The 14,660-nt window shown below is 64.6% G+C and carries 12 protein-coding genes; 5 read left to right on the top strand and 7 right to left on the bottom strand.

All coding sequences use genetic code 11. The annotated features are described in order from the left end of the window. The first annotated feature begins 66 nt into the window (after positions 1–66). A complete protein-coding gene (locus MESCI_RS02950; protein ID WP_013528460.1) occupies positions 67–1,236 on the top strand; it encodes an AI-2E family transporter in 1,170 nt (389 codons plus the stop codon). A 68-nt stretch (positions 1,237–1,304) separates the two neighbouring features. Further along, positions 1,305–2,306 (top strand): LLM class flavin-dependent oxidoreductase, encoded by a 1,002-nt coding sequence (locus MESCI_RS02945; RefSeq protein WP_013528459.1) that lies wholly within the window; start codon positions 1,305–1,307, stop codon positions 2,304–2,306. A gap of 33 nt (positions 2,307–2,339) precedes the next feature. On the opposite strand, the gene MESCI_RS02940 is transcribed toward MESCI_RS02945, so the two are convergent. After that, positions 2,340–3,359 carry a LacI family DNA-binding transcriptional regulator gene (locus MESCI_RS02940; RefSeq protein WP_013528458.1) on the bottom strand — a complete coding sequence of 340 codons (1,020 nt, stop codon included), beginning with the start codon at positions 3,357–3,359 and terminating at the stop codon, positions 2,340–2,342. Positions 3,360–3,579: 220 nt separating this feature from the next. Here MESCI_RS02940 and MESCI_RS02935 point away from each other — a divergent pair, with 220 nt between their 5' ends. The 3 genes from MESCI_RS02935 to MESCI_RS02925 are packed head-to-tail and all read left to right on the top strand — an operon-like array spanning position 3,580 to position 7,441. Next, a complete protein-coding gene (locus tag MESCI_RS02935; RefSeq protein WP_013528457.1) occupies positions 3,580–5,163 on the top strand; it encodes a sugar ABC transporter ATP-binding protein in 1,584 nt (527 codons plus the stop codon). Continuing rightward, positions 5,160–6,476: an ABC transporter permease gene (locus MESCI_RS02930; protein ID WP_013528456.1), complete on the top strand. Its 1,317-nt coding sequence runs from the start codon at positions 5,160–5,162 to the stop codon at positions 6,474–6,476. The genes MESCI_RS02935 and MESCI_RS02930 overlap by 4 nt, the downstream gene beginning before the upstream one ends. Further along, entirely contained in the window at positions 6,473–7,441 is a 969-nt protein-coding gene (locus tag MESCI_RS02925) for a substrate-binding domain-containing protein (RefSeq protein ID WP_013528455.1), read from the top strand. The genes MESCI_RS02930 and MESCI_RS02925 overlap by 4 nt, the downstream gene beginning before the upstream one ends. Before the next feature lie 42 nt (positions 7,442–7,483). Here MESCI_RS02925 and MESCI_RS02920 read toward each other — a convergent pair whose 3' ends face one another. From MESCI_RS02920 to MESCI_RS02895, 6 genes are read right to left on the bottom strand one after another with little or no spacing between them, the layout of a single operon-like run. After that, a complete protein-coding gene (locus tag MESCI_RS02920) occupies positions 7,484–7,945 on the bottom strand; it encodes a MarR family winged helix-turn-helix transcriptional regulator (RefSeq protein WP_013528454.1) in 462 nt (153 codons plus the stop codon). Beyond that, the gene (locus MESCI_RS02915) at positions 7,942–8,526 is read right to left on the bottom strand and encodes an amino acid synthesis family protein (RefSeq protein ID WP_013528453.1); all 585 of its coding nucleotides are present in this window, start codon (positions 8,524–8,526) and stop codon (positions 7,942–7,944) included. The genes MESCI_RS02920 and MESCI_RS02915 overlap by 4 nt, the downstream gene beginning before the upstream one ends. Then, positions 8,519–9,403, bottom strand: a complete 885-nt coding sequence (locus MESCI_RS02910) for a UPF0280 family protein (protein ID WP_013528452.1) — start codon at positions 9,401–9,403, stop codon at positions 8,519–8,521. Before MESCI_RS02910 ends, MESCI_RS02915 begins: the two co-directional genes overlap by 8 nt. Then, positions 9,403–10,944, bottom strand: a complete 1,542-nt coding sequence (locus tag MESCI_RS02905) for a hypothetical protein (RefSeq protein WP_013528451.1) — start codon at positions 10,942–10,944, stop codon at positions 9,403–9,405. Before MESCI_RS02905 ends, MESCI_RS02910 begins: the two co-directional genes overlap by 1 nt. After that, positions 10,941–13,775 carry a molybdopterin-dependent oxidoreductase gene (locus MESCI_RS02900; protein ID WP_013528450.1) on the bottom strand — a complete coding sequence of 945 codons (2,835 nt, stop codon included), beginning with the start codon at positions 13,773–13,775 and terminating at the stop codon, positions 10,941–10,943. Before MESCI_RS02900 ends, MESCI_RS02905 begins: the two co-directional genes overlap by 4 nt. Continuing rightward, entirely contained in the window at positions 13,772–14,626 is an 855-nt protein-coding gene (locus tag MESCI_RS02895) for an FAD binding domain-containing protein (RefSeq protein WP_013528449.1), read from the bottom strand. Before MESCI_RS02895 ends, MESCI_RS02900 begins: the two co-directional genes overlap by 4 nt. Positions 14,627–14,660 lie beyond the last annotated feature (34 nt).

Here is a 14,660-nt window from a genome sequence, read left to right as displayed (position 1 = left end):
CGCCCGTAACTCTGCGTTTCATGGAGGCGATTGCCGTGCGAAGGGGCGCCGGCTTGAGGGGTGACCATGAAAACCGAACCCACAGCCTGGGGTCAGGACGTTTCCGATGAACCGGATTCGCGCGTCGCGGCTCGCGCCGACACGCGTCTGATGCGCTCGTTGCTGATCGGCATCTTTCTCTTCATGGCCATCTACGCGCTCTATTTCGCCCGCGCCTTTTTCATGCCAGTGCTTCTGGCTTTCCTGCTGGCGCTGACGCTGACGCCGATCGTCCGGCTGCTGCGCAAGCACGGTATCCCGGAAGTGATCTCGGCAACCCTTCTGGTGCTGTTGTCCCTTTGTGTGTTCGCCACCGCCGGCTATCTGCTCAGTGGCCCGATCATCGATCTTATCAACAATACCTCGTCGATCGGCCAGAAGCTCACCGAACGGTTGGCGCAATTGCGACAGCCGCTCGAGAAGATCATGCAGATTTCGCATCAGATCGAACAACTGACCGAGACCTCGCAGGAGTCGGGTATTCAGAAGGTGGCGGTAGCGCAGTCCGGCATCCTGTCGGCGGCCGCCAGCAACATCCTGTCGGCGGGAACAGGCCTCACCATCATCTTCGTGCTGTCGCTGTTCCTGCTCGCCTCCGGCACGATGTTTTATGAAAAGATCATCCAGTCCTTCGCCAGCCTCAGCGAAAAGAAGCGGGCGCTGCGCGTCGTCTATGACGTCGAACGCGAAATCTCGCACTATCTGCTCACCGTCACGATCATCAATGCCGGCCTCGGCACGGTCATCGCTCTCGGTCTTTGGGCGCTCGGCGTGCCCAATCCGCTGGTCTGGGGCGTTGCTGCCGCCCTGCTCAATTTCCTGCCCTATGTCGGAGCACTGATCACCATCGTGCTTGTCACGGTCATGGCGTTGATCAGCTTCGATACCATCTTCTACGCGCTTCTGGCGCCCGCCTTCGTGATCTTGTGCGACATCGTCGAAGGCCAGTTCGTGACGCCGATGGTGGTCGGCAGGCGCCTCGAGATCAACGCCGTGGCGATCTTCATCGCCATCGCCTTCTGGTCATGGCTGTGGGGTTTCGTCGGCGCCCTGATGGCGGTGCCGCTGCTGGTCGTCATCAAGGTGTTCTGCGATCATTTCGATGGGCTCAGCCATGTCGGCAATTTTCTCGCCGCGCAGCACGCGGTTGTCGTCGAGGAGGACGACATCGCCGACCCCGAAGCTGTCAAAGGCTGATCAATATTTTTGAATTTGCGGCGCCGCCGGATGCTTCCTACATGCGGTCCTGACACAGGATCCCACCCATGACCGACCTTTCCGTTCTCGACCTGTCGCCGATCGTCGAAGGCAGCGATGCCTCGCAGTCGCTGGCCAATTCGCTCGATCTTGCCCGCCATGCCGAGCGCCTGGGCTACAAGCGTTTCTGGCTGGCCGAGCATCACAACATGCCGGGTATTGCCAGTGCCGCCACAGCCGTCGTCATTGCCCATGTCGCGGGCGGCACCAAGACCATTCGTGTCGGCGCCGGCGGCATCATGCTGCCCAACCATTCGCCGCTGGTGATTGCCGAGCAGTTCGGCACGCTGGCCGCATTGCATCCGGGCCGCATCGATCTCGGCATCGGCCGGGCGCCCGGCACCGACATGGGTACCGCCCGCGCCTTGCGCCGCAATCTCGAGGCCGGGGTCGACAATTTCCCGCAGGATGTCGTCGAGCTGATGGGCTATTTCCAGCCGGCCGAGGAAGGCCAACGCATCCGTGCCGTGCCCGGCGAAGGCCAGGGCGTGCCGGTCTGGATCCTCGGCTCCAGCCTCTACGGCGCGCAGCTTGCCGCCATGCTCGGCCTGCCCTATGCCTTCGCCTCGCATTTCGCGCCGGCGGATCTGGATCACGCGCTGGATGTCTACCGCTCGCGCTTCCAACCCTCCGAGCAGCTCGACAAGCCGCATGTCATGCTTGGCCTCAACGTCTTTGCCGCGCCCACCGATGCCGAGGCTCGTTTGCTGTTCACCTCGCTGCAACAGGCTTTCGTCAATCTGCGCACCGGCCGGGCCGGACGGCTGCCGCCACCTGTCGAGAACTATGACCGCGATCTCGATCCGATGGCAAAGACCATGCTGGGCCAGGCATTGTCCTGCGCCGTCGTCGGCTCCCCGGAAACGGTGCGGCAAGGCATCGATGCTTTCGTGCGCCGCACCGGCGCCGACGAGCTGATGGTCACCGCGCAGATTTTTGATCATGCGGCGCGGGTGCGGTCGTTCGAGATCCTGGCCGAGGCGCACAAATCGCTGTCGCAGGCGGCCTGACAAGTTCTGGTACGATATATGCTGGGCGAAAAACTATGCGCTCACGCTCTGCGCAATCGCCCCGAGCGGGCGGCATGAATTGCGGATCATCAGCCGGCCCTTGAGCAAAAGCTTGCGCGGCGGCGCGTCCCTGTTGCCGGCGAGACGGTCGAGAAGCAGATTGGCCGCCTGTTCGCCGATCGCCTGCACCGGCTGCGCGACGGTGGTCAGCTGCGGCTGAAACACGTCGGACCATGGAAAGTCGTCGAAGCAGGCAACTGAAATGTCTTCCGGGCAGGACAGGCCGATGTCGCGGATCGCCTTCATGGTGCCGATCACCATCGGGTTGTTGGCCGAGAAGATCGCGCTTGGCCGATCGTGCGAGGACAGCATCTGCATGGTCGCGTTGTAGCCGTCGATCTCGTGGAAATTGCCGAAGCGGATCAGCTCCTCCGCGATCGGCAGGCCGGCGGCGTGAAGCGCCTCGCGATATCCCGCCATGCGGTCATGCATCGGCGAAATGTCCGACGTGCCGGTGATGTAACCGATGCGCCGGTGGCCGAGATTGATCAGATAGGTGATGGCGTCGAACACCGCGCGCTGGTTGTCCAGCACCACGGCATCGGTGTCAACGCCTTTGCAGATACGATCGAGCAGCACCACCGGCACGTTGGCGTCGTCGACGATCCGCTTGAGGATCGCGCCGTCGCCGACGCGCGCCACGATCAGCCCGTCGACCATGCGGTCGAGCAGCAGCTTGATCTGATCGTCCTGGGTGTTCAGATCCTCGTCCGTGCAGCACAGCATGACGGCATAGCCGGCCCGGTCGAAGGCCTGCTGGATGACCGAGACGACATCGGTGAAGAATGGGTTGGTGATGTGCGGCACGGTCAGTCCGATCGTGCGGGTCGTGCCCATCTTCAGGCTGCGGGCGATCGCGTTGCGCTTGTAGCCGATATCGCGGATCGCCTGTTCGATGCGCTGGCTAAGCTCCGGACTGACCGTCGCCGTGCCATTGATCAGCGCCGAAACGGTAGCGACAGAAACACGTGCCGCTTCAGCCACATGAAGCATGGTGGGCGCGGTGGATTTCCGGTGTTTTTTTTGCCCTGATGCTGTCATTTTCGAAACGTTTCGCCACCCTTGCCGGCCAATACGTACGGAATCCTGTCCTTTTTAGCAAGAATCGAAATGCAGTAAACATGCGGTACCTCATATCAGCTTGACATGATCGAAACGTTTAGATTAGCGTTTGCGGGAAGTTGACGACGACGGAAGGGAGGCCGCCATTGTCATGCGAGAGAGCAGTTCCCTTTCCCCGCTGCACGGCGCTGCCGATCGGTCGGACACCGTTCTGAGCGCCGAGCATATTTCCAAGAGCTTCGGCGGCATCGCCGCCCTGGTCGATGTCGGCTTCGAGCTGCGGCGCGGCGAGGTTCATGCCTTGATGGGCGAGAACGGCGCCGGCAAGTCGACGCTGATGAAGATCCTCTCCGGCGTCTACACCGGCTATGAAGGCACGGTCAGCGTCGATGGCCACCCTGTCAATTTCGCTGGCGTACGCGACGCCGAGGATGCCGGCATTGCCATCATTCATCAGGAGCTCAACCTGGTGCCCGAACTCAGCGTCGCCGACAACATCTTCCTTGGCCGCGAGAAGCTGATCGCCGGGCTGATTGTCGACCGCAAGGCAAGCAGCCGCGCGGCGGGCGCTTTGTTGCAGCGGCTCGGCATCGAGCTCGATCCGCAAGCCCGCGTCGGTGCCCTGCGTGTCGGCGAGCAGCAGCTGGTCGAGATCGCCAAGGCGCTGTCGATGTCGGCACGCATCCTGATCATGGACGAGCCGACCTCGGCGCTGTCGCCGGCCGAATGCCAGCGGCTGTTCCGCATCATCCGCCAGCTTGCCGAGAGCGGTGTCGCCATCGTCTACATCTCGCACCGCATCGACGAGGTCATGCATCTGGCCAGCCGCGTCACCGTGTTTCGCGACGGCCGCCATGTACTGACCGAGCCGATGGCCAGGCTGGACGAAGATGCGATCATTTCGGCGATGGTCGGACGCAACCTGCTCGCTTCCTCCCAGGAAGAGCGCCACTCCGGCGGCAACATTGTGCTTTCGGTCGAAAACCTGTCGCTGTCGAAGCCCGATGCGCATGGCTGGCGCACGGTGATCGACGGCGTTGGCTTCGATCTTGCCGCCGGAGAGATCCTCGGCATTGGCGGGCTGCTGGGTTCGGGCCGAACCGAGATCCTGGAAGCGATCTTCGGCTCGAGCGATGGCCGCACCGGTGGCGAAATCCAGGTCGACGGCCGGCCTGTGGATATCCGTTCGCCCCGCGACGCAAGGCGGCTGGGCATTGCACTGGTCACCGAGGACCGCAAGACGCAAGGCCTGCATCTGCAGGCTTCGATCGCAGACAATGTCGCGCTGCCGCTGGTCGGGTCGCTGGCCCGCTTCGGCATCCGCTCGCTGGCCGCCGAGCAGGGGCTGGCGCGGCAGGCGGTCAAGGCGCTCGGCATCCGCTGCCGGGACATCGACCAGCCTGCCGGCACGCTGTCCGGCGGCAACCAGCAGAAGGTCGTCATCGGCAAGTGGCTGGCGACCAGGCCAAGGGTGCTGTTGCTGGACGAGCCGACGCGCGGCATCGATGTCGGCGCCAAACGCGAGATCTACGACCTGATCTTCAAGCTGGCGCGCGATGGACTGGCCATCGCCGTCATCAGCTCCGAACTCCCGGAGCTTTTGCATCTCTCCGACCGCATCCTGGTGATGGCCGATGGCCGCCAGACAGGCATTCTTTCCCGCGACGCGGCCAGCGAGGAGGCCATCATGCGTCTCGCCGCCCCGCGCAGGACCATATCGAGACCAGCCGCATGACTGCCCTGAAACTCCTGTCCCGTACCAAGCTCTATTGGGGCCTGATCGCCATCTTCCTGATCGGCGTGCTGGGCTCGCCGATGAGTTCCAAGGGCAACAACATCTTCCTCTCCTACGGCAACCTGCTCGACGTGCTGCGCCAGGTCTCGACCACCGGGCTGATCGCCACCGGCATGACGGCTGTCATCATCACCGGCGGCATCGATCTCTCCGTCGGCTCGCTGATGGCCATCTGCTCGGTGGTCTGTGCCATGCTGCTGACGGTCCCAGGCGTGACGCCGGGCGTCGTGCTGGGCGTGCCGACCGTCGCGCTGGTGGCGCTTTGCCTCGGTTTCGTCGTCACCCGCTTCATCTTCCAGAACCTGGCAAAGTCCCGTGCCGGCGCCGATCTCGTCCGCGAGATCAGGCTGGACGGGATTCGCGGCCTGATCACGCCCGCCGTCGTCGGCGTGGTCTTGTGTTGCCTGTCGCTGTGGTTTCTGCTGCCGCAGATCGAGCCGAAATTCGGCGTGCTCGGCGTGCTGCTGGTGGCGCCGTGCGTTGGTTTGCTGTTCGGCGCGCTCAACGGCTTCATCATCGTTGCCGGACGGCTGCAGCCCTTCATCGTCACCCTGGCTATGATGGTGACGGCGCTCGGCATCGCACGGCTGACCGCCGGCCAGAACAATGCGGTGCTGCCGGTCTATACCGGCTCCAACGCCACCGCCGATTTCGAGATCCTGCGCTCGCTGGTGTTCGGCATCATCCCGATGCCGGGCCTGTTCTTCCTCGGCGCCATCGTGATCTACGGCGCGGTGCTGCGCTTCACGCCGTTCGGCCGCTATGTCTATGCCATCGGCGGCAACGAGGAGGCGGCGCGCCTCTCCGGCATCGCCGCCGGCCGCGTCAAGATCGCCACCTATGCCGTCTCCGGGCTGCTCGCCGGCATTGCCGCCGTGCTCTATGTCGCGCAGTACCGGCAAGGCAAGCCGGATGCCGGCGCCGGGCTGGAGCTCGACGCCATTGCCGCTGTGGTCATAGGCGGCACCAGCCTGATGGGCGGGCGCGGCAGCCTCATCGGCACGTTCTGCGGCGTGCTGATCTTCGGTCTGCTCTCCAACATCCTGCAGCTCCACAACATCAATTCGAACCTTCAGCTGGTGCTGAAGGGGATGATCATCATCGGCACCGTGCTCGTGCAGGAGCGCAATGCCGGTGATCTCCTGGCCTATCTGCGCCTGCCCGGCGGGCAATCGGCGCACAAGGAAACGGCCGCGGCAAAGCGGCCGTCGCAAGAGACACCGTCTCTCAATCTCGGAGGAAACAAAAAATGAAACGACGTGACATGCTGAAGCTTGCCGCCGTGACCGCGGCACTGCTGACCACCACCGCGCTGCTGACCACCGGCAATGCCTATGCCCAGGACAAGAAGTGGAAGATCGGCTTCTCGCAGGTGACGACCATCGAGCCCTGGCGCGCGCAGTTCAACAAAGACATCCTGGCCGAAGCCGCCAAGCACCCCGAGGTCGAGCTGATCATCACCGACGGCGAGGACAAGACCGAAAAGCAGGTCGCCGATGTCGAGAACCTGATCCGCCAGGAGGTCGATGCGCTGTTGGTGTCACCGAAGGAATCGGCCGGCCTGACCGGCGTCGTGCAGCAGGCGATCGACGCCAAGATCCCGGTCTTCGTGCTCGACCGCAATGTCGACACCAAGGACTACACGCAGTTCGTCGGCGGCGACAACGCGCTGATCGGCCGCGCGGCCGGCGAATATGCCGTCGAACTGCTGGGCGGCAAGGGCAAGGCTGCAGGCAATGTCGTCGAGATCTGGGGCGGCATGGGCACCCAGCCGGCGCATGACCGCCATGACGGCTTTCACGAATTCACCGACAAGGAGCCGGGCATCAAATATCTGCTCGACCAGCAATCGGGCGACTGGAAGCAGGACCAGGCCTACAATCTGATGGCCAACGCGCTGAAGAGCAACGAGAAGATCGATCTCGTCTACGGCCACAACGACCCGATGGCCTATGGCGCCTATCTCGCCGCCAAGGATGTCGGCCGCGAGAAGGACATCAAGTTCATTGGTATCGACGGCCTGCCCAATGAAGGCGTGCAGATGGTGAACAAGGGCGAGCTGACGGCGACCTTCACCTATGTCACTCCCGGTGCCGAGGGCCTGCGCCAGGCGATCAAGTTCCTCAACGGCGAGAAAGTCGAAAAGACCATTACCCTACCAACCGAGAAGATCACCAAGGAAAACGCCGCCCAGGTGCTGAAGGACAACGGCCTCTGAGGCAAACTTCCTGCCGGGTGCCTCCTTTGGCGCCCGGCGGGTCTAAGCCAGCTTCACCAGCAGCTTCATGAAGGTGGCGATCTCCTTGGCCGAGAGCGGCGCCAGCGTCTCCTTTGTGATCTCGCGCGCCAGCGGGATCAGGCGCTCGATGGCATCGCGGCCTGCCGCGGTCAGATTGACCAGCAGCCGTCTTTTGTCGACCTCGTGCCTGGAAAGCTCGACCAGGCCGCGCGCCTTCAGCCGGTCGATGACGCCCTTCACCGTCGCCGCATCCATCGCTATCAGCGTGCCGAGCTGGTTCTGCGAGGTCTCGCCGACGTCACGCAGCTTGGCCAACGCCGCGAATTGCGGCGGCGTCAGATCGCCGATATGCGCGGCAAAGATCGCGACATGGCGCTGATGCGCCTTGCGCAGGATGAAGCCGACCTGCTCCTGCAGGAGGTAATCCTGGTCGTCCGGCGCCTCGACCTCGACCAGCTTGAGCAGATTGTCCTCGCCGCTCACCGCAGCCCATCCCAGGCTTTGATGTCATCGGCCGCGAGACCACCCATGCGATCGTGGATGCGCGGACCACAAGTCATGGCGAGGCAGAACAGGATCTCGTCGGGGCACGGACCATCGGACATGCCGACTTCCATGGCGTCGAAATGGCTGCGCACATAGGCGGCGTTGATGTGGCCGAGCGGCACGTCGAGCTTCGAACCGAAAGCGCCGACCTTCTTGGCCGACGGCACGATCGCCTTGGCGTCGCCGAGCCGCTCGCGCATGGCGTAGCCGCCGGGCACATGCCAGAGCGCGCCGTGTTCCAGCTCACCTGCGGTGCCGACAATGGCGCCTTTGCCGTAGCCGTCGATCTGCTTGACGTCGCCGCCGAGCGCCGCGATCAGCCGGTCGGCGAGCAGCAGGCCGAGCGGCTTGAGATCGTCCATGGCGCTCTGCAGCTCCTCGACATAGCGCCCGGCGAACGGGTTCTTTACCAGCGCCATGGCGGCGGCACGGCGGCGCGGCACCTTGGCCACCGGCCCGCCCTCGTGAAAGATCTCTTCGGTCAGAACCGCGATCTTGCGGATCGGAAACTCAGGCATGGGCAACTTCCTCCCTCGAAGTTTCGTTGGGCGCGGCAAGCGCAACCGAGCCACTGATGCGGATCTCGCCGCCGAGAAACAGCGCCGACCCGGCAATAAGCCCCCGCCGGCGAAAATCTTCGGCGACGGCAAGGCCATTGTCCAGCGCGCGCGCCACTTCGCCAAGGGCAAGCGTGCCGACGCCTTGCGTCACCAGCCGCGAGCCGAGATCGCTGTCGGGCGACAGTTCGTGTGCGGAAATGCGCTTGATGGCGGGATTGCCGGGCAGGTCCACCGCGTTGGCGATGAGCGTCGCCGCCGCATCGGCTTCGGCGCCGGTCCGCGCCAGCACGGTGACGGCGTCGGCAATGCCAAGCGAGAAGGAGCGGCCACGCCAACCGCTGGTGGCGACGCCGCGAACGCCATCTTCCGCGCGGATCGTGATCCGGTCGGTCATGCCGTTGCCGGTACCGGCTACCGCCAGACCCATCGACTGGCCCTTGCCGATATGGAGCGCGCAGTCGCCGCCATTGTTGACATAGGCGCGCTCGATCTTGCGACCGGCATGCAATGCGGCGAGCATTTCGTCGGCTACCGATCCCGCGACGGCCGCCATCGGAGTTATAAAGCATTCCGCCAGGGGCATGACGGCTGCCTCCATGCGGCGCGCCGTCGGGCCGGCGAAGGTGCGCGGCGCCAGGAAAAACGCCGGCAGCCGCAATTCGGGGAGTTCCTCGACCAGCTCCACTAGGATCGTCTGGAACCGCGCTATGGCCTGTTCATAGGCTCGGCGGCATTCATCCGCCTCACCAAAAACCTCGACGATCAGGTCGATCGGCCCGTGGTTGAGATGCAGCCGTTTGCCGTCCTGCAGCCAATGGGCTTGCGGGCCTTGCATCACCCGGCCCCGTTCGAGCCGGCACGACGTAGCTGCGCGAGTGGCGGCCATGGATTGTTGGCTTCGGCGCCTGTGCCGCGGCGCGGATTCAGGTACTCACCGCCTTTTGCGACAATATCCTCGACGCTGCGGATCTCCGCCTCGTACCCGCCGAGCCTGACATAGTCGTCGCGGCGCAGCGTGAATTCGATCGGCGCCACCAGCGCCGGTGTAGGCACATAGCCGAAGGCGCCTTCCGGCACCCGTGTGACATCGACCATCAGCGTGATGCCGCCGCCCGGCCAGACATAGACCGGCGCGCCGCCGACCGTGACATAGGTGGTCAGGCCCTGAACCGAGCGGGTGAGATTGACCGGGTTTTCGGTGACGCCGGCGCGCAGCGAACCGCCGGCGCCGCCGATGAACAGCACCGTGCACAAAGCCGGCTCGCAATTGTCCTCGATCAGGCCGACCGATTTTTGCAGCCGTTCCGGAAACGGCTTTTGCACCGGCTTCAACTCGTCGTCGAGCTCGTAATAGGCGAATTGCTCGCCGGTGGTCGAAACCATCAGCAATGACAGGCCCGGCCGCGCACCCTTCTTGGCGTTCCACTCGCCAAGGATCGACAGCGGGTCTGAAATGCTGGTGCCGCCCCAGCCGAGGCCTGGCTCGGACACCTTGAAATAGCGGCCCGGCGTCGAACGGCGGCCGATGATCTTTATCCCTGTGTCCTGCCAGCCCAGCACCTTGCCGGCCTGATGCTCGGAAACGACGCCGGTGATGTGGTCGTCGACCACCACCACCTCGTCGACAAGGCCGCGCCATTGCGTGGCGAACATGCCGATGGTCGCCGAGCCGCAGCCGACGCGCATGCGATGTTCCTGCTTGCCGTCGATGACAGGCGCTTTGCCGGCTTCGACTGTTATGGCGGCGCCGCCGTCGATGGCGAGTTCCACCGGCTTGCGGTTGCACAGATTGAGCAGCGCGTCGCAGGTGGCGCGTCCTTCGGCCTTCGAGCCGCCGGTCAGATGATGCACGCCGCCCAGCGACAGCATCTGCGAGCCATACTCGCCCGTCGTGACATGGCCGATTGCCTCGCCTTGCGATCGCACAATAGCCGTCTCGGGTCCGATATGCCGGTCGGTGTCGATCTTCACCTTGACGCCGCAGTACGAAAAAATGCCTTCCGTGACGACGGTGACGAGATCGACGCCTTCGACTTCCTGGCTGACGATGAACGGCGCCGGCTTGTAGTCGGGATAGGTGGTGCCGGCGCCGATTGCGGTGACGAAGCGACGGCCGGTGTTGACCAGTTCGCCGTCCCATTGTTCGCCCTCCGCGACGAAGGGCACGATTGCCGCGCCGGCCTCGGCCGCATGGTCGAGGATGGTCAGCGGGTCCATCCGCACGATCCTGCCGCCGACATTGCCGTAGCGGTCGCAGGCGCCGGTGCGCCCATCTGATATGTAGCACATCACCGGGCAGGCATCGCAGCGGATCTTCTCCGCCACCAGCTTCTCGCCGGGATCATGGGTCTCGAAGCGTTCGGCAAGCTCGCTCATCGGCGTGCCTCCTTTTCGCGGATGCCATCTTTTTCGCGGATGCCAGCGCGGATACGCGTCGGCGTCGCCGGAACCTTGGTGATCAGAACGCCGGTGGCGTGGCGGATGGCGTTGAGGATCGCCGGCGCAGTCGGGATCAGCACATGCTCGCCCAAACCCTTGGCGCCAAAGGGTCCTTCCGGATCCGGAACTTCTATCAGGATGGTCTCGATCGGCGGCACGTCGCCAATGGTCGGGATGAGATAGTCGTGCAGGTTCTCGGTGCGGCCGGGGATGTACTCTTCCATCAGCGCCATGCCGATGCCTTGCGCGATACCGCCCTCGATCTGGCCTTCGGCCAGCAGCGGGTTGATCGCCTTGCCCACATCATGCGCGGCGGTGATTTTGATCAGCTTCACCGTGCCGAGCTTGAGATCGACCTCCAGTTCGGCGATCTGCGCGCCATAGCCGTAAACGGCGTAGGGTTTGCCCTGGCCCTTGGCGTCGAGGGGCAGCGTCGGCGGGTCGTAGGTCTCCTCGGCGCGGAAGACGAAGCCTTCGGCATCCAGGTCCAACGTCGTGAGATCGATGCGGCGGGTGGCTTCGCCTTCGCGGATGACGATCGCCGGGCCGTCGAGTTGGAGAGCGGCTTTTTCCGAAACATTGGCGAAACGCAGGATCTTTTCACGCAAGGCGCGGCCGGCCTTTTCGGCCGCCTTGCCGGTGACGAAGGTCTGGCGCGAGGCCGATGTCTTGCCGGCATCGGGAGTAATTGATGTATCGGCGCTCTTCAGCTGGAATCTCTCCAGCGGCAGGCCGAGCGCGTCGGCGCAGATCTGGGCGATGACCGTGTTCGAACCCTGGCCGATATCGACCGCGCCCTGGTGCAGGATGACCGTGCCGCCGGCCGCGATGCCGACCCGAATGGTCGACGGATTGGGCAGCGAGGTGTTGCCGCAGCCATACCAACAGGACGCGATGCCGACGCCGCGCTTTCTATCTGTGTTGGCACTGTTGAATGCCTCCGCATCGGCCGCCGCGCGCGCCCAATGCGGCTGTAGCGATTCGAGGCATTCGGCAATGCCGACGCCGGAGTCCAGAAGCTGTCCTGTGACCGTTTCGGAGCCGTTACGAAGGCAATTCTTCAAGCGAAAATCGAGCCTGTCCATGCCGAGCTTGCCGGCCAGCTCATCATAGAGGGTCTCCTGCATGATCGTCGCTTGCGGCACGCCGAAGCCGCGGAAGGCGCCGGAGATCGGCCCATGCGTATGGATGGCGCGGCCTTCGGCGCGGTAGTTCGGCGTCGCGTAGGGTCCGGAGGCGTGCACCGGCACGCGGTTGGCCACGGTAGGGCCCCAGCTTGCATAGGCGCCGGTGTTGAAATCGCCTTCAAAAATCATGCCGGTGACAAGGCCGTCGGCATCGGCGCCGATGGTCGCTTTCATCTCGGCCGGATGGCGCTTGGTGGTCGACATCATCGATTCGGTGCGGGTGTAGGCAAGTGCCGCCGGCCGCCCTGTCTTCATCGCCACTAGGCCGATCAGCGGCTGCAGCGAGACGTCGAGCTTCGAGCCGAAACCGCCGCCGGTCGCGGTCGGCACGATGCGCACCTTGTCGACGGCAAGGCCGAGCACCTTCGCCGTCTCGTCGCGGTCCATATAGGGCGCCTGGGTGCAGGCGACGACGACCAGCGTGTCGCCGTCCACATAGGCATAGCCGGCTTCCGGTTCGATATAGGCGTGCTCGACATAGGAGGTGTCGATGACGCCGGAAACCGTGAACGCTGCACCGGCAAGGGCCCCTTCCGGATCGCCGCGTTCGACGAAGCCGGAGGTCAGCAGGTTTGCCGGTCTGTTCTCATGGATGAGCTTGGCACCGCCGGCGCGCGCTTCGCAGGATTGGAGAACATGCGGCAATTCGGTCCAGCGGATCGGAAAATCCGAGAGGTCGATATCGAGCATCGCCTCGCGCTCGCCAGCGACCAACGCCACCGCCTCACCGCGAAGGCGGGCAAACCCTTCGGCCAGTGCCGGCTGGTCGGCGAAGGGGCCGATGACGCCGAAACAGTTTTTTCCCGGAATGTCGGCTGCGGTGAAGACGCCGGCGACACCGGGCTGTGCCTTCGCCCAGCCATCGAGGTCACCGAAGGCGAAGCTGGCGTGATAATGCGGAGAGCGGATCACCAGTACCGCCAGCGCATCGGCGGGGAAGGAATCGCTGCCGAATTTCTCAGCCCCGGTGACTTTCGGCACGCCGTCGAGCCGGATGGGCGAGGAACCGATCGCGTGGCCTGACCGGGGCAAGCGGAAATCCAGGCTTGCTGCCTGCAGGGAGGCATCCATCACTGCGGCAATGATCTTCCGGTAGCCGGTGCAGCGGCACAGAATTCCGCCGAGCGCGTCCTGTACCTCGACCTCGGTGGGGCTCGCCTTCTTCTCCAGCAACGCCGTCGCCGCAACCAACAGGGCGGGCGTGCAAATCCCGCACTGCGCCGCGCCGTGGGCAAGGAAAGAGGCCTGCAACGCCGACAGCCGGCCGTTGGCAAGCCCTTCAACTGTCGTCACCGATACGCCGGCAGCGGACGCCGCCGACATCAGGCAGGCGCAGACGGGATCGCCGTCGACCAGCACCGTACAGGCGCCGCAATCGCCGGCATCGCAGCCGACCTTGGTGCCGGTCAGCCCCAGTTCGTCGCGCAGCACCAGGGACAGTCGGCGCAGCGGCGGCACATTGACCGATACGGCGCTGCCATTGACCTCGAAGGCGATGTCAACGCGCTCCGGGCCGCGAGCAGGCCGAACGGCGCCCAGGTCGGGCACTGCTTCACGCACGTCAGGTTGAACCTGGCTCATGCCGCCACCTCTTCGCCAGTCGTCCGCCCCACAGCCGCAAGCACGGCGCGGGCAACAATCTCGCGCACTGCATCGAGCCGGTATTCGGCGCTGCCGCGCACATCGGCGATCGGCGACAGTTCGCTCATCGGCGCGGACAGGACCGCATCGGCAAGCTCGCCATCCACCGGCAGCCCGCACAACGCGGCTTCGACGCCGGCCAGCCGCTTGGCCACCACCGAACAGGAGCCGGCCGCGACCGCCGCTTGCCGGACGGTGCCATTGTCGATGGCCAGACGTGCCGCCACCATGGCAATGGAAATGACGAGGTAGCGCCGGGCGCCGAGCTTGACGAAAGCCGACGTGCCGCTGGGCTTCGGCACGCGGATCGCCGTGACCATCTCACCGGGCAGCAGAGCCGTGCGGCGATTGCCGAGAATGAAGTCCTGCAACGGCAGGTGCCGCGTCGCTGCCACCGAGCGCAGCTCGACCTCGGCGTCGAGGACGAGCAGGGCCGGCACGCCGTCGGCGGCAGGCGAGGCGTTGCAGAGATTGCCGGCGACCGAGGCGACGTTCTGGATCTGCGCCGAGCCGACCTCTCGCGCCGCCTGCTTCAGCGCCTCGAAGGCCGGCGGCAAGGGATGGCGGACGATGTCGGTCCAGGTCGCGCGCGCGCCGATGACGAAATGGTCGCTCGTCTCGGCAATGCCGCAAAGCGCCGCCAGGCCGTTAATGTCGAGAACATTGTCGCGGATCGGTTTGCTGCCCTGTGCCGGATAGAAATCGGTGCCACCGGCAAGGATGCGCCAGGCGCCCTCGCCAAGCAAAGCGAGCGCTTCGTCGACCGAGGTGGGTTTCGCGTAACGGATCACGCTTTGCCTTCCCGAAAAGAGGCCTTCCAGAGCT

The organism is Mesorhizobium ciceri biovar biserrulae WSM1271, from assembly GCF_000185905.1.
GTDB classification, from domain to species: domain Bacteria; phylum Pseudomonadota; class Alphaproteobacteria; order Rhizobiales; family Rhizobiaceae; genus Mesorhizobium; species Mesorhizobium ciceri.
This window is presented reverse-complemented; position numbering and strand designations above follow the sequence as displayed.